Source organism: Pseudoalteromonas sp. CO325X (genome assembly GCF_004208955.1).
In the GTDB taxonomy this organism is placed as follows: domain Bacteria; phylum Pseudomonadota; class Gammaproteobacteria; order Enterobacterales; family Alteromonadaceae; genus Pseudoalteromonas; species Pseudoalteromonas ruthenica.
Genome location: NZ_SGPG01000010.1, coordinates 45,741 through 64,341, shown reverse-complemented (window position 1 = coordinate 64,341; position 18,601 = coordinate 45,741). Strand labels below are relative to the sequence as shown.

The following is an 18,601-nucleotide window of genomic DNA, read 5'->3' as shown; positions in this document are numbered from 1 at the left end:
GGCTAACCGTCTTTTTCAGTGGCAGGCTCAGGGCCTATGTCATTGTTGGAATCACGGGCTAGCTTGGTATTGCGTCGCTGTAAGCGATAGTTTTGCCACTTTAACTTGGAAAACACACGGAAACTTACAAAGCAACCGACTAATAGGCCAATAACAAAGCACACGCTGATAAGGGCAGCAAGTGGTAGTTGAGCGCTAGCAATAAGATAATTTACTTGAACAGACTGTGGATTTTGCGAACCCAATACGAAGGCAATAAAAACACACAGTACAAAAAGAACGATTTTTACAACCTTCACTCGGTAACGACTCCGTTGTTATTATTGTATGCTCTCGTTAACGCGATCGCGCAATTCTTTGCCTGGTTTAAAATGAGGGACATATTTACCGTCTAGTTCAACGGTTTCGCCGGTTTTTGGATTTCGGCCTGTACGTGGTGCACGGTAATGAAGGGAAAAGCTACCAAAGCCGCGAATTTCGATGCGCTCGGCGCTAGAGAGCGAGCCGGCCATCTGTTCTAGAATTTCTTTTACGGCATTTTCAACATCACGTGCTTGGATGTGTGAGTGTTGTTCTGCAAGCTGTTCTATTAACTCTGACTTGGTCATAATGTTTCCTCAAGTGCTTACAAAAGGAAGGGCTTGCGCCCTTCCTAGACTCGACTAAAGCTTAGTCTTTTTGTGCATTTTTAAATGCAGCAGCCATAGCGTTTTCGAACTGAGGCTCATCTGCCTTCAGTTTCTCAAGCGCTTCTTTCTCTTCAGCTTCGTAAATCGCTTTTACCGAAAGGCTGATAGCGCGGTTCTTACGATCTACGCCAACAAACTTCGCTTCGATTTCGTCGCCTTCAGAAGCAACTGCAGTTGCATCTTCTACACGCTCTTGAGCGATGTCTGCTACACGGATGTAACCTTCAACGCCTTCAGCAAGCTCAACTGTTGCACCTTTAGCATCAACAGCTGTCACTTTACCTTTAACAATAGCACCTTTTTTGTTTGCGTCTAGGTAGTTATTGAAAGGATCCGCTTCGATTTGCTTAACGCCTAGAGAGATACGCTCACGCTCTGGGTCAACTTGAAGAACGATAGCTGTGATCTCGTCACCTTTCTTGTATTCACGTACAGCTTCTTCGCCAGGCGTGTTCCAAGAAATATCAGATAGGTGTACAAGACCGTCGATGCCGCCTTCAAGACCGATGAAGATACCGAAGTCAGTGATAGACTTGATCTTACCAGTAACTTGGTCGCCTTTGTTGTTAAGACGCGCAAATTCCTGCCAAGGGTTCGCTTTACACTGCTTAAGACCTAGAGAAATACGACGACGCTCTTCGTCGATCTCTAGTACCATTACTTCAACAGTATCACCTAGTGATACTACTTTAGATGGGTGGATGTTCTTGTTAGTCCAATCCATCTCAGAAACGTGTACTAGACCTTCTACGCCTTCTTCGATTTCAACGAAGCAACCGTAGTCAGTTAGGTTAGTTACACGACCAGTTAGCTTAGCGCCTTCTGGGTAACGGTTAGCAATTTCTTGCCATGGATCTTCGCCAAGCTGCTTAAGACCTAGAGAAACACGTGTTTTCTCTTTGTCGAACTTAAGTACTTTAACGTTGATTTCGTCGCCAACATTTACGATTTCTGAAGGGTGCTTAACACGCTTCCACGCCATGTCAGTGATGTGTAGTAGACCGTCTACACCACCTAGATCTACGAACGCACCGTAATCGGTAAGGTTTTTAACGATACCTTTAACTTCTTGACCTTCAACAAGGTTAGCAAGTAGCTCTTCACGTTCAGCTGAGTTTTCAGACTCAATAACAGCACGACGTGAAACAACAACGTTGTTGCGCTTCTGGTCAAGCTTGATTACTTTGAACTCTAGCTCTTTACCTTCAAGGTGAGTGGTGTCACGTACTGGACGAACATCAACAAGTGAACCAGGTAGGAAGGCACGGATTGAATCTACTTCAACAGTGAAGCCGCCTTTAACCTTGCCATTGATAACACCAGTAACTGTTTCGTTTTCTTCACACGCTTTTTCAAGGCGAATCCACGCTTCGTGGCGCTTCGCTTTTTCACGAGAAAGAATAGTTTCACCGAAGCCGTCTTCGATAGCGTCTAGTGCTACATCTACTTCGTCACCAACGGCAACTTCTAGTTCACCAGCAGTATTTTTGAACTGCTCTGCAGGAATGGCACTTTCTGACTTTAGGCCAGCGTCTACAAGAACGATGTTGTTCTCGATAGAGATTACGGTACCTTTTACGATTGAGCCCTGTTGAGCTTCAAAATCCTGTAGGCTTTCTTCAAATAACTGCGCAAAATTTTCTGACATACTTAATACGTCTCTATAAGTTAAATTCTCCACATCGCGTCACTGCTCAGCGGGGTTATTAGTAAAACATCAGCATCCTGCCAATGTGAAATAAATTAGTCTTTTATACTCGTATGCGGGAGTTTGCCGGCTAAGACCGCATCTTCTAGGATCTTATTAACCTGAGCGAACACCTGTTCGGCATTGAGCTGCGTTGTATCAACAGTGATAGCATCATCCGCTGGCACAAGGGGTGCCGCGCTGCGATTCATATCACGTTCGTCACGTGCTTTAATGTCCTCGAGTAGACCACCTAGTGTAACATCCAGGCCACGCTCCTTCAACTCTTTAAAACGGCGCTCGGCGCGCTCTTCGGCACTGGCAGTGAGGTAAATCTTCACCTCAGCGTCGGGGAACACCACCGTGCCCATATCTCTGCCATCGGCGATTAAGCCGTTCTCGCTGCGAAATGCGCGCTGACGGCGCAGTAATGCTTCGCGTACACGCGGCAGCGCGGCAACTTTAGACGCCGCAGCGCCGACTTCTTCGTTGCGAATGCCATGGGTGACTTCTTCACCCTCAAGGATAATCTTGCTCGAGTCGGTCTCGTTATCAAACTCGAATTGCACATCTAAATTCGCCGCCAGAGGAACAAGGGCCTCTTCGCTATCTAGGGCTATTTGGTGGTGTAACGCCGCGAGCGCTAACACCCGGTAAATTGCACCACTATCAAGCACGTCCCAGCCTAATTTTTGTGCAAGTAAGCGACACACCGTACCCTTGCCTGAGCCACTTGGCCCATCAATGGTGATCACCGGCATTGATGCCTGCATTCAAACCTCCTGCATGCACAGCAAACATTAAAATCGGCGGTATTATACGCGAACTTTTCTGCAAATTCGCGTCATTACAGTAGTTTTTTAATATTGTTTTGTAACAGATCAAGTATCAGCCTGCTTGCGAAAAAGCGTAAACAGGCTGCAAAGGCTAGTACTGACTGACGTGTGACAGTGTATCAAAATAGGTAGGGAAGGTTTTCGCGGTGCAATTCGGGTCGTTAATAGTGACAGGCCACCCGCCCACAGCAACCAACGAAAAGCACATCGCGATACGATGGTCGTTATAAGTATCGATGGCAACATCATTAATCTCTGCTACCGGGGTGATTTCGATATAGTCTTCACCCTCTATGACCTCAGCGCCCAACTTCTTCAACTCGGTTGCCATTGCATGTAACCGGTCGGTTTCTTTGACTCGCCAATTATAGATATTACGAATTGCCGTTTTGCCCTTTGCAAACAGTGCGACTGTTGCCAGGGTCATTGCTGCATCAGGGATCGCATTGGCGTCAATGTCCACGCCTTTGAGTGTACCTTTGCGCACAACCAACTTGGTATCATACCAATCAATGTCAGCCCCCACCTGCTGCATAACCTTCGCAAAGCCGATATCTCCTTGTACACTTTGCGAGCCAACACCATGAATGGTGATTTCACCGCCAGCAATGGCTGCCGCCGCAACAAAGTAAGATGCTGAGGAAGCGTCGCCTTCAACCATAATGCGTCCAGGGCTTTGGTATGTTTGTCCGCCTTTGACATAGAAGCGTTGATAATTGTCATGTTCAACATGGACACCAAATTTCGCCATCACCCCAAGGGTGATATCTATATAGGGCTTAGAGACTAACTCACCTTTAATGCTGATGTTGGTATCCCCCTGAAACAGCGGAGCGGCCATCAATAAAGCGGTCAGAAACTGACTGGAAATACTGCCATCAATGCTTACTTCCCCCCCGCTGAGTCCTTGACCGTGAATCACCAACGGCGGATAGTGGCGCTGTTTGCTGTAGTGAATATCGGCTCCGAGGGACTGTAGCGCATCCACCAAGTGACCAATCGGACGCTCTTCCATGCGCGGCTCGCCTGTCAGTGTGAAAGAGCCCGAAGTTGCTGCTAGCACCGCAGTCAGTGGTCGAAATGCGGTGCCCGCGTTACCAAGGAACAAAGCTTCATCTGGGGTATCCAGTTCACCGCCCCGCCCGTGCACCACAGCCTGCGTTTTATCATCGCTCAATTCAACCTTAACCCCTAAGGCCGAGAGCGCTGCAAGCATATGACGAATATCATCGCTATCGAGCAGGTTGGTCACCGTGGTATTGCCCTGTGCAAGCGCTGCCAGCAATAAGATGCGGTTAGAAAGACTTTTTGAACCTGGGAGGGTGACCTCGCCATTGACGCCTTTAATTGGCGCTAAATGTAATGACTCCATCACCCATGCTCCTTGGCAAACTCATCCATAAAGGTCACTAGCGCTTCAATACCGGCAACCGGCATGGCGTTATAGATACTCGCACGCATTCCGCCAACAAAACGATGCCCTTCTAACGCCAGCAAGCCCGCTTGTTTAGACAACGCTAAGAAGCGCTCGTTATGACGCTCGTCATTCAACCAAAACGGTACATTCATCAATGAGCGGCAGGCTTTGTCCACTTTATTATTGTAAAACGAGGAGCTATCGATGTAATCGTACAAGATGGCCGCTTTATTTTTATTATGGCGCTGCATAGCTGGAACACCACCGTGCTCCTCGAGATATTTAAATACTTCATCAGCCAGATACCAAGCGAAGGTCGGCGGCGTGTTATACATACTGCCCTGCTTGGCCTCCACCGCGTAATCCAGTATTCCTGGGCGCGGCAGACCTTGGCGCTCAAGCAGCGTCTTACGAACAATCACAATAGCAAGCCCTGAAGGACCAATATTTTTTTGCGCACCGGCGTAAATAACATCAAAGTCATCAACATTGATTTCCCGCGATAGAATCATCGACGACATATCGGCCACGATGGGCGCACTAGGGTGGCGAGGCACGTCAAATAATTCAACACCATCAATGGTTTCATTAGGGCAATAATGAATGTAGCTGGCTTTTTCAGGCAATGGCCATTGCGCCACCGGTGTTACGCCAAACTGACCATCACGGTCATCACGTACGTTCAGTTCAACCACATCGGTGTACTTACGCGCTTCTGTCGCCGCGCCGTCAGACCAAATACCGGTATTAACATACACCGCTGGTGCATCGTCCAAATGCAAATTCATTGGCACAGCGGCAAATTGACCACGACCGCCACCATGCATAAAGAGCACGGCAAAATCATCGCTAATGTTCATTAACCGGCGCAAACGCGCCTCGCACTGTTGCGCCATGGTTAAAAACGGCTCGGCTCGGTGACTCACTTCCATCACCGATACTCCAAGATTTTGCCAATCCAAAAATTCACTCTGTGCCTTTTTCATAACCTCGGGTGGCAACATGGCAGGGCCTGCACAAAAGTTGTATACGCTCATTACTTCTATTTCCTCATTCCATATGCGTATGGATAACACCTAGGACGCTATGCACCACGATTAAGTGCTCGAAAGGTATTATCAACAAATAAAAAAAGCGGCCGAAGCCGCTTTCATATACTAAGAGATTTACTCAGGCGTGTCATCGCCTGCAGTGGGTGCCTGTGAATTTTCTGGCACCTCATTTTGCTCTATCTCGACTAGGTCTTCATCATCGATTTCTTCGATACGTTGTAACCCAACCACAGCCTCACCGTCAATGGTACGGATCAAAATGACCCCCTGCGTGTTACGGCCAACGCGAGACACTTCATTAACACGAGTACGTACTAAGGTCCCGCGATTAGAAATGATCATGATTTCATCATTGTCATCGACTTGCACCGCACCAACTACAGGGCCATTGCGCTCGCTCACTTTAATTGAGACCACGCCTTGTGTCGCTCGACTCTTAGCAGGATACTCTTCTAATGGTGTGCGTTTACCATAGCCATTCTCAGTCACGGTCAGGATAGCGCCATCCCCTTGCGGTACAATTAACGATACCACTTTGACGTCGTCTGGCATCTTGATGCCACGAACACCTGTCGCAGTGCGGCCCATAGGACGCAGAGCGAGCAGTTCTTCGCCCGTTTCAGGGTCACGTTTAACTTCACCCGTTTCAGCGTCGCGTTGTTTCTCATTGAAACGCACTACTTTGCCGTGCTCGGTAAATAGCATGATGTCGTCTTCACCAGTGGTGATACGTGCACCGATTAAGCTATCCCCTTCGTTCAGATTAATCGCGATGATGCCGCTGGCGCGTTGACGGCTATAGGCCGTCAGTGGCGTTTTCTTAACAACACCGCTGGCGGTCGCCATGACAATAAACTTGTCTTCTTCGTATTCACGCACAGGTAATATCGTGGTGATACGTTCATCAGCTTCGAGCGGAAGTAAGTTAACAATCGGCTTACCACGCGCTGCGCGGCTGGCAAGTGGCAATTGATAGACTTTCAGCCAATACAAACGCCCTGCGCTGGAGAAGCATAAAATGGTGTCGTGGGTATTGGCGACCAGTAAGCGTTCGATGAAATCTTCATCTTTCATCTTCGTTGCCGACTTACCCTTACCGCCTCGACGCTGGGCCTCATAATCACTCAAAGGCTGGTACTTAACATAGCCTTCATGGGACAAGGTCACCACCACATCTTCTTCGTTGATTAAATCTTCCAAGCTGATGTCGTGCGCCGCAGCACTGATTTCAGTACGACGTTCATCGCCATAGGTGTCTTTAATCAATACTAACTCGTCACGGATCACTTCCATCAAACGCTCAGGTGAACCGAGGATATGTAACAACTCAGCGATAAGCTCAAGTAGCTCTTGGTATTCATCAAGGATTTTACCGTGCTCTAGGCCTGTCAGCTTATGTAAGCGCAGCTCCAAAATAGCCTGAGCTTGGGGCTCTGATAGATAGTATTGACCATCGCGAATACCTAGGCCATCAGCAAGCCAGTCTGGACGCGCAGCATCATCACCGGCTTTTTCCAGCATGGCTTTTACATTGCCGAGCTCCCACGGGCGAGATACTAACGCTTCTTTCGCCTCGGCCGGTGTTGGCGACTTGCGGATCAGCTCAATGACCGGGTCGATATTCGCCAGGGCAATAGCAAGGCCTTCAAGGGTGTGTGCACGGTCACGGGCTTTACGTAAATCGTATACAGTCCGGCGAGTGACCACTTCACGACGATGCAGAATAAAGGCTTCAAGCATCTCTTTGAGGTTGAAACAACGTGGCTGATTGCCATCTAAGGCAACCATGTTCATGCCAAACACTGTTTGCATTTGCGTTTGTGCGTACAGGTTATTGAGGATGACTTCGCCGACTTCGCCGCGTTTTACCTCGATAACAATGCGCATACCGTCTTTATCAGACTCATCACGCAGCGCACTGATCCCCTCAATCTTCTTGTCTTTAACCAGTTCGGCGATTTTTTCAATCAAGCGCGCTTTGTTAACCTGGTACGGGATTTCATGGACAACAATGGTTTCGCGCCCGGTTTTTTCATCCACTTCGACATCGGCACGAGCGCGGATATAAATCTTCCCACGGCCGGTTTTATAAGCCTGCTCAATGCCCTTTTTGCCATTGATAATGGCTGCAGTAGGGAAATCAGGACCAGGAATGTAGTCCATCAATTCTTCAATCGTGGTTTCCGGCTCTTTAATAAGCGCCAAACAACCATTGATCACTTCGGTGAGGTTATGCGGCGGTATGTTAGTCGCCATACCGACGGCAATACCCGAAGAACCATTGACGAGTAAGTTAGGCACTTTGGTCGGCAACACATCTGGGATTTGCTCGGTGCCGTCGTAGTTCGGCACAAAGTCTACAGTTTCTTTTTCTAAGTCAGCCAGTAGCTCTTGTGATAGCTTCGCCATACGCACTTCGGTATAACGCATCGCTGCCGCTGAGTCACCATCTACCGAGCCAAAGTTACCTTGACCATCAACAAGCATGTAACGCAAGGAGAATGGCTGCGCCATACGTACGATGGTGTCGTACACTGCACTGTCGCCATGGGGGTGGTATTTACCAATTACATCACCGACTACACGAGCCGATTTTTTATAGGGTTTATTCCAGTCATTGCGGAGTTCATTCATGGCGAACAACACACGACGGTGAACAGGCTTAAGCCCATCACGCACATCGGGAAGCGCACGCCCTACGATTACACTCATGGCGTAATCGAGGTAGGAATTTTTTAACTCATCTTCAATATTAACCGGAAGGACTTCGTTGGCGAGATCAGTCATTGATTCCACTTTCCTTCTTCATTGACAGCTTCCGTCCCCAACAAAGTGAAGGAGAATCAGCGACTGTCATTTGTCGTTATTATCTGCGTTCATGCTATCACATTATTTTTGATTTTACAGGCGCTAAATCTTTGCGATTTGCGAAAATCCCCCCGTATAATGGCCTCATAAACACGAGGAAGTTTTATATGACCGAACATCAAAATGTAGACCACAGTGAAATAGCTAAATTTGAAGCCATTGCCGAACGTTGGTGGGATTTCGACGGCGAATTCAAACCACTGCACGATATCAACCCTCTGCGACTGGATTTCATCGCCCAGCACGCACAAGGACTGGCGCAGAAGCAGGCCGTGGATATAGGCTGCGGAGGCGGAATTTTAGCTGAGAGCATGGCCAAGCTTGGCGCCCAAGTCACGGGAATTGATATGGGCCAAGAGCCGCTAAATGTCGCCAAGCTGCACGCGCTGGAGTCTGGGGTAAAAGTGGATTATCAGTTAAGCACTGCCGAGGCATTTAGCGAGCACCACAGTGAACAGTTTGATGTGGTCACTTGTATGGAAATGCTTGAGCATGTGCCTGAGCCCGAGTCGGTTATTGCCGCCGCCGCCCGCCTCGCTAAACCAGGAGCAAACGTGTATTTCTCTACGCTCAATAAAACCACTAAAGCCTATTTGCTGGCAATAGTGGGCGCGGAGAAGGTGCTAAAAATGGTTCCTGAAGGTACGCACGACCATAGTAAGTTTATTCGCCCCTCGCAACTTATAGCATGGGCTGAGCAACAAGGGCTCAAAGTGCGTCACAGCGCCGGCTTAAGTTATAACCCGCTGACAAAACAATTTACCCTTAACAACGACGTTAGCGTTAACTATTTATTGCACTTCGAAAAATTACTGTGATCGAAAATGATCCGCGCATTGTATTGGCAAATTCGCGGATGACGAATACACTATATCTGGTGGCTTGTTAATTTTTGAACACCAGATATAGTGATTTGAAATGATCGTCACGAATACAATTTAAGCGTATTGATGATAAAAAAATCAGTCGCTATCGGTACAAAAATTTCGTTTAAATTGTTTTTTTTGGCGTTGATTTTCATCTAAATACAGCTTTAAAAATGCTATAAGGTTAACGATCACTAACCCCTTGTAGTTATCCACAGATTGTCAAGGTATGCGCCTCTTGCAAAAGCATCGCTACCCCACTATCTTGTGAGTCGCTGTGATGAAAACACCATATATAGTGTTTAAATCTTGGCCAATTAGGCCGTGCTTTAATCTGCTGTACTCATAAATAGGTGATAGCGAAGCACTATCCTGGCAGTAAAGTAACATCCGCTGATGTAAATACGGGCGGCAACACGTATTTCTCAGCCGTGCGCTAAGACAACTAATTATAAATACGGGCAATAACTATGAACCAACAGCTATCTGTTAGTAAACGCGACGGACGTAAGGAAGCGCTGGATTTAGATAAAATCCATCGCGTTATTACTTGGGCGGCAGAAGGTCTGAATAATGTATCTGTCTCACAAGTTGAACTTAAGTCCCATATTCAGTTCTATGACGGTATCCGCACCGAAGACATTCATGAGACAATCATTAAGTCAGCAGCAGATCTGATCTCAAAAGACACTCCTGACTATCAGTTTTTGGCAGCTCGCCTTGCTATCTTCCATCTAAGAAAGAAAGCTTATGGCCAATTTGAGCCACCGAAGCTGTATGATCACGTAGTTAAGCTCGTTGAAGATAAACGCTACGATCAACATTTACTCACTGATTACACTCAGTCTGAGTTCGAGCAAATGGATGCCTTTATTGATCATAGCCGAGACTTAAACTTCAGCTACGCCGCAGTAAAGCAGTTGGAAGGTAAATACCTAGTCCAAAACCGTGTGACTGGCGATATTTACGAGAGCGCGCAATTTTTATATGTATTAGTGGCTGCCAGCTTATTCTCTGAATACCCAAAAGAAACGCGTCTTGACTATGTTAAGCGCTTTTACGATGCCGTTTCTACATTCAAAATTTCGTTGCCAACACCGATTATGTCGGGTGTGCGCACACCGACTCGTCAATTTAGCTCATGTGTACTGATTGAGTGTGACGATAGCCTAGATTCCATTAACGCGACCTCTTCTGCAATCGTTAAATACGTATCACAACGAGCCGGTATTGGTATTAACGCCGGACGCATTCGTGCCCTAGGCAGCCCAATCCGCAACGGTGAAGCCTACCATACAGGCTGTATCCCATTTTATAAGCACTTCCAAACGGCAGTAAAAAGCTGCTCTCAAGGTGGGGTGCGCGGCGGCGCAGCCACACTCTTCTACCCACTGTGGCACTTGGAAGTGGAAAACCTGCTGGTCTTGAAAAATAACCGAGGTGTCGATGACAACCGGGTACGCCATCTAGATTATGGTGTGCAGTTTAATAAGCTGATGTATACCCGACTCATTAAAGACGGCCACATTACCTTGTTCAGTCCATCGGATGTGCCAGGCTTGTACGATGCCTTTTTCGAAGACCAAGAAAAGTTCGAACAGCTATATGTGCAGTACGAACAAGACGACAGTATTCGCAAAAAACGTATCAAGGCCATTGAGCTGTTTTCGATGTTTTTGCAAGAGCGTGCCAGCACTGGGCGCATCTATCTGCAAAACGTGGATCACTGTAATACTCACAGCCCATTCGATGCTAAAGTCGCGCCTATTCGCCAATCTAATTTATGTTTAGAAATCGCGCTGCCGACTAAACCGATGAATAATGTTATGGACGAAGAAGGCGAAATTGCCTTGTGTACGCTATCGGCATTTAACCTCGGTGCTATTAATTCACTCGACGAGCTCGAAGAGCTGGCCGAACTAGGTGTTCGCGCCCTAGATAGTCTGTTGGATTACCAAGAGTACCCTGTTCCTGCAGCGTATAACGCCACCATGGGCCGCCGTACTTTAGGTATTGGCGTCATTAACTTTGCCTATTACTTAGCTAAAAATGGCAAACGTTATTCTGATGGCAGCGCCAACGCGCTAACACACAAAACTTTTGAGGCGATTCAATATTACTTAATGAAAGCGTCAAATGAATTAGCAAAAGAAAAAGGCGCTTGTCCTAAGTTTAACGAAACAACCTATGCTCAAGGCATTATGCCTATCGATACTTATAAGAAGGATCTCGATAGTGTGTGTGACGAGCCGTTACACCTTGACTGGGATGGACTACGCGAAAGCATTAAAACCCATGGTATGCGTAACTCGACGCTATCAGCGTTAATGCCTTCAGAGACATCATCGCAGATTTCTAATGCCACGAACGGCATTGAGCCACCGCGTGGACACATCAGCGTTAAAGCATCCAAAGACGGTATTTTGAAGCAGGTAGTGCCTGAATATGAGCGTTTGAAAGAGCAGTACGAGTTACTTTGGGATATCCCTTCTAACGATGGCTACTTGCAACTTGTTGGCATTATGCAGAAGTTCGTTGACCAAACGATTTCAGCCAATACCAACTATGATCCAAACAAGTTCGAAGGCGGTAAAGTACCTATGAAGTTACTGCTTAAAGACTTATTGACCGCGTACAAGCTGGGTGTCAAAACGTTGTACTACCATAACACTCGTGATGGTGCAGCTGACTCGCAAGACGAGCTTAAGCCAGAACAAGCCGATGACGGCTGTGAAGGCGGCGCGTGTAAAATATAATTACAGCATGCGGCTGTGTACAGCCGCATTCCTTTGTTGTTCTACCAAGTAGATTGAGACCCCACGACTATGTCATACACCACTTTTAGCCGTAATCATAACGACCAATTAAAAGAACCGATGTTTTTTGGGCAAACGGTGAATGTGTCACGTTACGACCAGCAGAAGTACCCTATTTTTGAGAAGTTAATTGAAAAGCAACTGTCTTTCTTTTGGCGCCCGGAAGAAGTGGATGTCAGCAAAGACCGTGTTGATTTTCAATCCTTGCCCGATCATGAACGTCACATTTTCTTGAGTAACCTGAAATACCAAACCCTGCTAGACAGTGTTCAAGGGCGCTCACCCAACGTTGCCTTGCTACCTATCGTGTCGCTACCCGAGTTGGAGACCTGGATAGAAACATGGGCGTTCAGTGAGACCATCCACAGTCGCTCATACACTCATATCATTCGCAATGTAACGCAATCCCCTGAGCTTATTTTTGATGACATTGTCACCAATGACAAAATCAATGAGCGTGCCGACGCGGTGACTCGTTACTATGATGACTTAATCCACTTAACATCAATTTATAACCTGTACGGCGAAGGTCAGCACACCGTTAACGGCGATGTCATTGATGTGAGCCTGTACGAGCTTAAGAAACGTTTGTATTTAGCGATGATGTCGGTGAATATTCTTGAAGCCATTCGCTTCTATGTGTCATTTGCATGCTCGTTTGCGTTTGCAGAGCGTGAGCTGATGGAAGGCAATGCGAAAATCATTAAGCTTATCGCTCGTGATGAAGCCTTGCACCTCTCTGGTACGCAGCACATGCTCAATATTATGCAAGAAGGTAAGGACGACCCGCAAATGGCAGAGGTAGCAGCCGAGTGCCGCGAACAAGCCATTGCGATGTTCGTTGATGCCGCGCAACAAGAAAAAGAGTGGGCTGAATATCTCTTCAAAGATGGCTCTATGATAGGCCTCAACAAAGACATTCTCTGTCAGTACGTTGAGTACATTACCAATGTGCGTATGAGCGCGGTGGGCTTGCCAACTCAATTTGAAACTCAAAGCAATCCGATCCCATGGATCAATGCTTGGTTGGTATCTGATAACGTGCAAGTCGCTCCGCAAGAAGCGGAAATCAGCTCTTACTTAGTTGGCCAAATCGATTCGCAAGTGGATGCTAACGATTTTGGTGACTTTGACCTTTAATATAAGTGGGGCCTCTTTGGCCCCTACTCTTCCTCATCGTGTCTAACAAACCCGCTATCATCACACTTAATGGCCAGGCCTTGCTTCACCCAGAGCAGAGCCCCAGCTTGTTACATAGCCTAGAAAGCCAAGGTGTCGATGCGCCATATCAATGCCGTGAAGGGTTTTGCGGCGCTTGTCGAGCCAAGCTATGTCAAGGCAGCGTGGTGTATCGCCACGAGCCGCTTGCTTTTATTCGTGATGGTGAAATATTACTGTGTTGCTCCACCCCTGAAGGCGACATTGCAATAAGTTTTGACGACTAAAACCAACTCACCTGCAGAGCTGAACGAACAAATACATCATTGGCAGTAATGCTGATTTCATCACTGTCAACACTCACATGCCATGCCAAAGAGCGCGCCAACATGGCCTCTAAGCGCTCAATAAAAGCGTTTTCGATAGCAATTAGCTCAACTCGCTGATGTGCTAGTAACCAGTGCTGTAGCTCACTATCAACTGGCATTACGGTGATCACATATAATTGTTGAGCCTCACGATACAGTTTATTTAAGACCTTAATATCACCTGTAAACACTTCGATAACCAGCTCATAATCATCGAAATCATTTTTGGCATAAACATCACGCTGTGGTTTTTCACGGGCGTCACATAACCTAAGGTCATGGCGATAAGCAAATAAGCAAAATCCAAGCAGTCGTAGGATAAAGTGATGTAGGGATTCGTTATCTCGCCGCGCGGTTGTAAAATGCTCATTCAATTGGCAGTGATGAACGTTATCATTAATTGTAAAGTGTGCTTTAAACACCCTTCCTTTATCGCTCATAAGTCCCGCTTCCTGATCCTTGATACTTAGTAAGTATAGAGCAAGGCGCTGGGTAACAACGAATAAACTCGAGGTTATAGTATAACATTGTTGAGTTTGTTGATTTGCTAATGTTATATTATAGCCAATGTCAGTAACTGGAAGTATTCTTATGTTCAAACCTGCGCCTCTTTCTCTCACTATTGCCGCGCTATTGAGTGCGCCCAATGCGCTCGCGGGCACTGTGACCGGAACCGTTATCGACCCTCAACAACAACCAATCGAGAACGTTATTGTCCACTACCATGGTAAACAGCAAAGCGTTCGTACCAATGCCAATGGTGAGTTTTCAATCACCCTGGATGCAGCGGGCGAGCTACATTTCAGTAAAGACGACTATATTGATAAGCGCGTGGCGGTCAATGAGCAAGACCAAACGGTTCAAGTCAACCTTACCCCCTCCGCAATTGAAACCGTTGTTGTTTACGCTTCGGGACTGGATAAAAATAACCTCGACATGGTATCGCCAGTATCTGTACTGAGCGGCGATGCACTGCGTGATAGCGCGCAACCAACATTGGGTGAGACCCTCAAAGGGATCCCAGGCATTAACGCCAGTTATTTCGGCCCTGTTTCATCGAGCCCTATCATTCGTGGTTTAGATGGCCCACGTGTAAAGATCACTCAAAATGGTTTAGACAGCAGTGATGCCTCTCGCGTCGGTCCGGATCATGCTGTGACCACCGAGTCTATTGCTGCTGAGCAAATAGAAGTACTTCGTGGCCCAGCTACGTTGTTGTATGGCTCTGGTGCTATCGGTGGTGTAGTGAACGTCGTTGATAACCGTATCCCCACCGATCGTATTGAGGGTTACGAAGGAGCTGCTGAATACAGCCATGATACCGTATCGACTACCAACACCTATGCGGGTAAGTTTGCAGCGGGTCACGATGGCTTTAATGTCCATGTCGATGGCACTGACCGTGTTGGTCATGATTATGAGACTCCACGTTTTGACACCCAAGAGCATGAGGGCGAATTAGAGGCCCACGATAAAGTGGATAATACCTTTATCGATAGTGCGACGGTAAATTTAGGCACCAGTTACGTTGCTGATCATTGGACCCTTGGTTTGTCTTATGGCCGTATTGAGAGCGATTACGGAATTCCAGCCCACTCCCATGACCATCACGATCATGAAGAGCACGGACACGATGAACATGGCCATGAAGATCATGGACACGAAGATGAGCATGACGGTCACGATGAACATGCCGGCGAAGAGCAAGCCCACAATGTATTTGCGCGCGTTGAGCAAGACCGCTGGCAAGCGTTAGCAAGTTACTCATTCCACGACAGTATCATAGAAACACTGAGCGTTCGCGCAGGTTACACAGACTACCGACACGCTGAAGTGGAAGAGCAGACAATCGGTACCTTATTCGAAAATACCACCCATGAAGCACGCATCAATGCCAAGCATCGCGTTGGTCAATGGCACGGTACATTGGGCTATCACTACACTGACTCTGACTATGCAGCTTCGGGTGCCGAAGCCTTTACACCTGCGACAGAAACGCAAGTACACGCCCTGTACTTGCTGGAAGAGCGTGAATTTGGTGACTGGACATTAGAGCTTGGTGCTCGCGTCGAAGATTACAGTTTGTCTAGCGATATAGCTGGTACATCAGATCATGAAGATGAACATGAAGATCATGGCCATGAACAAGAACATCATGATGAGCACCTTGAAGACACTGAGCTTATCGCTTATGAGTATGATGAAACCAACCTAAGTTTTTCATTAGGTGGGATTTGGCAGTACCAAGAAGGTTACAGTTTAGCTGTCAGCTTATCTCATTCTGAGCGTGCTCCACTCACGGCTGAGCTGCTATCTAATGGTGAGCATATCGCAACATCAACGTACGAGTTAGGTCTTGCTTATGATATAGAAGACGGTGAAGCGCACTTTAACGGCCAAAATGTGCAACAAGAAGTGGCAAATAACATTGATGTCAGCTGGCGTAAATACATCGGTGATTTTGGCGTTAACCTAAGTGTGTTCTATAACGACGTTGAAAACTTCTATTACCAACAAGATACAGGCTTGGTATATGAGCATGATGAAGGCTTCATTGCTGCACAGCTTGGCGATGAAGACGCCATGACAGTGTATCAATATCAGTCTCAAGACGCCGAACTTTATGGCTTCGAGTTAGATATGCACTACCAAATTAGCCAGCAATGGCGTATTAAGGGCTTTGCCGACTCGGTCAGCGCAAAACTCGATAACGGTGAGTATATTCCTCGTATTCCTGCCGCTAAGCTTGGCACCCAGCTTGATTACACGCTACAAAATTGGGACTTAGCACTTAAGGCCACGCACTATCTCGAGCAAGATGATATTGCCGCCTCAGAAACGGTCACCGACGCTTATACCTTAGTTGATTTCACCGTTGACTATAACTTTGCCGTGGGGTCGTTTGATGGCGTGGCTTACATGCAATTAAATAACCTGACTGATGAGCTTGGCTTTGTTCATAGCTCCTTTATAAAAGAGCAAGCTCCGTTACCTGGGCGTAATCTGCGTCTCGGTATTCGCGCTTACTTCTAATTCGGTTAGACATAAAAAAGCCCGCATTTGCGGGCTTTTTTATGTTTGTAACCTTAACCGTGTTTACGGCGCCAGCCTAGCAGCGGTAACGCCAATAAGGCGAGCCAACCTAGACTTCCGCTTTGACGCTCGTAGGTTTCTGCAGCCTCAGGTGGGCACTCTTCAACCTCACCGCCGGCGATAGGAGTGAGTTTCACTGGTTTGGCTACACTCTCGTATAGCGTCTCACCATCACTATCGACCTCCACTTCACCGAAAGAATTCAACTTAGGTTCGGTTTTAGTAGCAACACCATAAATGATGTTGTCATCATCAATGGCTGTTGCTTCAGCGAAGGTATACGGATAGTTGCTTTCACCATCAACGTCGTAGCACGGCAATAAATCGTTAATATTGGCGATTTTGTCATCACCTAAGGTATAAATAAAGCCTTCACGACGACGACTGCCTGAGTTAACAACATCGACTTCACCTTCGCCGACAATGACGCCCTGCTCGTTTATGTCACGGCCCACTGAGCTTGAACTGGTAAAGTAGTCTGTAGGGAACACTGTGGTGCCCGTTTCAATGTTATGGTAGAAGAACTTGGTCGTGCGTCGCCCTTCGATGTTTTTGGTGGCATAGCCGGTGACGATGCCATTATCAGTAATCGCCGTTGCCTTACCAGAGTACCAATCATCTTCTTGGTCGATGATTTCTAGTACTTCACCATCTTTAAACAGGGCTGGCAGGGTATTAATGCGATTATCGTTGTTATTATCACGGATGTGTGAATAACCAACCGCAACTCCTTGTGCATTAACGGCCAACGCCGTAGAGACGAATGCACTGTTTTCGTCTTCTTCAATGCTCAACCCTAAACCAAGGTTCTTTGTATCAACCACATTTAAATCTGCATCCAAGGTCCACAATGTGGCTCGGCGGTCATACAAACCATTGCGGGTATTGCTGGCGCTGCGATTTTCGATTTCCCAAACGCACACTGCAACCGGCTCATCTTCACCGTCGCAGCGATCGTCATAGTTATCTTGGCGGTCTTCAGGCACGCCAGTTGAGCTGTCACCAACCACATAATAACCGCCATCAGGGCGCATAACGATATCATTCGCTGTCCCTTGACCGCCGTATAAATCGCTGATCACTGGCAAGGTGACTACCGTGCCATCAACACCGACAACCACCCCGCGAGAGCGAAAATCGCGCACAAAATAGGTTTGCGCCTCATCATCGCCACTCGGCGTGAATTCTATTTGTTCATAAGGTGCTGATGACCACCCTGCGCGCACCCCATCTTCACTGATAGCGTTATATAAGTTGGCGACGCTGCGCGTCAAACCGTCGTAATGATTGCTTTGCTCGTCTAATAACACCTGCTCTGTTGCTGGGCTCGGTGTAAAGTTTACAGCCACGCTATCAGCAATTTTCTGCCAGTTGGCATCGCTGTTAACACTAGAGGTTGATAGGAAGCTGAGCATAAAACGATGCGCATCAGCGTTGAGGTTACCTGCTTCGATATCGTCCAAGGTAAAGGTAATTTCTTTATCAATGGCTTCGAACTGACTACGCTCCCAATCATCGTATGCGTTGGTGATCTGGCTATCACTAAAGTCTATGTAACTAACATCGATTGGAAGATTGTATACGCCACGAGCTTGGCCAATAACCTCGCCATTATTATTAGCATCAGTAACGTAATGGTGTTTCGCAATATCTAAGGTACTCAGCTCCTCCACCTGATAAACGGCACCATGGACATGGGCGCTCAAGCCGGTAAGGATGCTCAATGCGACTAAGGATTTTTTCATGTTCTT

Annotated in this window: 14 protein-coding genes; 5 read left to right on the top strand and 9 right to left on the bottom strand. The window is 47.1% G+C overall.

The features are described 5' to 3' along the window. Nucleotides 1-2: 2 nt before the first annotated feature. The 7 genes from EXT46_RS03650 to gyrA all read right to left on the bottom strand — a co-directional run bounded on the left by EXT46_RS03650 (nucleotide 3) and on the right by gyrA (nucleotide 8,468). Nucleotides 3-299 (bottom strand): LapA family protein, encoded by a 297-nt coding sequence (locus EXT46_RS03650; protein ID WP_045978733.1) that lies wholly within the window; start codon nucleotides 297-299, stop codon nucleotides 3-5. A 21-nt stretch (nucleotides 300-320) separates the two neighbouring features. Beyond that, complete coding sequence (ihfB, locus tag EXT46_RS03645; protein ID WP_022943837.1) at nucleotides 321-608, bottom strand: integration host factor subunit beta; 288 nt, start codon at nucleotides 606-608, stop codon at nucleotides 321-323. A gap of 61 nt (nucleotides 609-669) precedes the next feature. Next, entirely contained in the window at nucleotides 670-2,337 is a 1,668-nt protein-coding gene (gene rpsA / locus EXT46_RS03640) for a 30S ribosomal protein S1 (protein WP_022943836.1), read from the bottom strand. Between the two features lie 95 nt (nucleotides 2,338-2,432). Beyond that, a complete protein-coding gene (cmk, locus tag EXT46_RS03635) occupies nucleotides 2,433-3,149 on the bottom strand; it encodes a (d)CMP kinase (protein WP_130145267.1) in 717 nt (238 codons plus the stop codon). Between the two features lie 154 nt (nucleotides 3,150-3,303). After that, a complete protein-coding gene (gene aroA, locus EXT46_RS03630) occupies nucleotides 3,304-4,584 on the bottom strand; it encodes a 3-phosphoshikimate 1-carboxyvinyltransferase (protein ID WP_130145265.1) in 1,281 nt (426 codons plus the stop codon). After that, nucleotides 4,584-5,666, bottom strand: a complete 1,083-nt coding sequence (serC, locus tag EXT46_RS03625; RefSeq protein WP_045978730.1) for a 3-phosphoserine/phosphohydroxythreonine transaminase — start codon at nucleotides 5,664-5,666, stop codon at nucleotides 4,584-4,586. Before serC ends, aroA begins: the two co-directional genes overlap by 1 nt. A 129-nt stretch (nucleotides 5,667-5,795) precedes the next feature. After that, nucleotides 5,796-8,468 (bottom strand): DNA gyrase subunit A, encoded by a 2,673-nt coding sequence (gyrA, locus tag EXT46_RS03620; protein WP_045978729.1) that lies wholly within the window; start codon nucleotides 8,466-8,468, stop codon nucleotides 5,796-5,798. A 188-nt stretch (nucleotides 8,469-8,656) separates the two neighbouring features. Here gyrA and ubiG point away from each other — a divergent pair, with 188 nt between their 5' ends. The 4 genes from ubiG (at nucleotide 8,657) to yfaE (ending at nucleotide 13,676) form a co-directional block, all read left to right on the top strand. Next, on the top strand, nucleotides 8,657-9,367 hold the full coding sequence (gene ubiG / locus EXT46_RS03615) for a bifunctional 2-polyprenyl-6-hydroxyphenol methylase/3-demethylubiquinol 3-O-methyltransferase UbiG (protein ID WP_022943831.1): 711 nt from the start codon (nucleotides 8,657-8,659) through the stop codon (nucleotides 9,365-9,367). Between the two features lie 518 nt (nucleotides 9,368-9,885). After that, nucleotides 9,886-12,171, top strand: a complete 2,286-nt coding sequence (gene nrdA / locus EXT46_RS03610; protein ID WP_022943829.1) for a class 1a ribonucleoside-diphosphate reductase subunit alpha — start codon at nucleotides 9,886-9,888, stop codon at nucleotides 12,169-12,171. A 69-nt stretch (nucleotides 12,172-12,240) separates the two neighbouring features. Beyond that, on the top strand, nucleotides 12,241-13,371 hold the full coding sequence (gene nrdB, locus EXT46_RS03605; protein ID WP_022943828.1) for a class Ia ribonucleoside-diphosphate reductase subunit beta: 1,131 nt from the start codon (nucleotides 12,241-12,243) through the stop codon (nucleotides 13,369-13,371). 56 nt (nucleotides 13,372-13,427) lie between these two features. Next, a complete protein-coding gene (gene yfaE, locus EXT46_RS03600; protein WP_053911376.1) occupies nucleotides 13,428-13,676 on the top strand; it encodes a class I ribonucleotide reductase maintenance protein YfaE in 249 nt (82 codons plus the stop codon). Here the strand turns inward: yfaE and EXT46_RS03595 are convergent. Continuing rightward, nucleotides 13,673-14,197: a YaeQ family protein gene (locus EXT46_RS03595; RefSeq protein WP_130145263.1), complete on the bottom strand. Its 525-nt coding sequence runs from the start codon at nucleotides 14,195-14,197 to the stop codon at nucleotides 13,673-13,675. The two genes, yfaE and EXT46_RS03595, sit on opposite strands and share 4 nt — an antisense overlap. Before the next feature lie 151 nt (nucleotides 14,198-14,348). Between EXT46_RS03595 and EXT46_RS03590 the strand changes: the two genes are divergently transcribed. Then, complete coding sequence (locus EXT46_RS03590; RefSeq protein ID WP_130145261.1) at nucleotides 14,349-16,790, top strand: TonB-dependent receptor; 2,442 nt, start codon at nucleotides 14,349-14,351, stop codon at nucleotides 16,788-16,790. 53 nt (nucleotides 16,791-16,843) lie between these two features. On the opposite strand, the gene EXT46_RS03585 is transcribed toward EXT46_RS03590, so the two are convergent. Continuing rightward, on the bottom strand, nucleotides 16,844-18,595 hold the full coding sequence (locus EXT46_RS03585; protein ID WP_130145259.1) for a DUF3466 family protein: 1,752 nt from the start codon (nucleotides 18,593-18,595) through the stop codon (nucleotides 16,844-16,846). Nucleotides 18,596-18,601: the final 6 nt, after the last annotated feature.

Coding starts and splice junctions, on each gene's coding strand:
- ihfB (WP_022943837.1), bottom strand. CDS start 608: ATGACCAAGTCAGAGTTAATAGAACAGCTTGCAGAACAACACTCACAC.
- rpsA (WP_022943836.1), bottom strand. CDS start 2,337: ATGTCAGAAAATTTTGCGCAGTTATTTGAAGAAAGCCTACAGGATTTT.
- cmk (WP_130145267.1), bottom strand. CDS start 3,149: ATGCAGGCATCAATGCCGGTGATCACCATTGATGGGCCAAGTGGCTCA.
- aroA (WP_130145265.1), bottom strand. CDS start 4,584: ATGGAGTCATTACATTTAGCGCCAATTAAAGGCGTCAATGGCGAGGTC.
- serC (WP_045978730.1), bottom strand. CDS start 5,666: ATGAGCGTATACAACTTTTGTGCAGGCCCTGCCATGTTGCCACCCGAG.
- gyrA (WP_045978729.1), bottom strand. CDS start 8,468: ATGACTGATCTCGCCAACGAAGTCCTTCCGGTTAATATTGAAGATGAG.
- ubiG (WP_022943831.1), top strand. CDS start 8,657: ATGACCGAACATCAAAATGTAGACCACAGTGAAATAGCTAAATTTGAA.
- nrdA (WP_022943829.1), top strand. CDS start 9,886: ATGAACCAACAGCTATCTGTTAGTAAACGCGACGGACGTAAGGAAGCG.
- nrdB (WP_022943828.1), top strand. CDS start 12,241: ATGTCATACACCACTTTTAGCCGTAATCATAACGACCAATTAAAAGAA.
- EXT46_RS03595 (WP_130145263.1), bottom strand. CDS start 14,197: ATGAGCGATAAAGGAAGGGTGTTTAAAGCACACTTTACAATTAATGAT.
- EXT46_RS03590 (WP_130145261.1), top strand. CDS start 14,349: ATGTTCAAACCTGCGCCTCTTTCTCTCACTATTGCCGCGCTATTGAGT.
- EXT46_RS03585 (WP_130145259.1), bottom strand. CDS start 18,595: ATGAAAAAATCCTTAGTCGCATTGAGCATCCTTACCGGCTTGAGCGCC.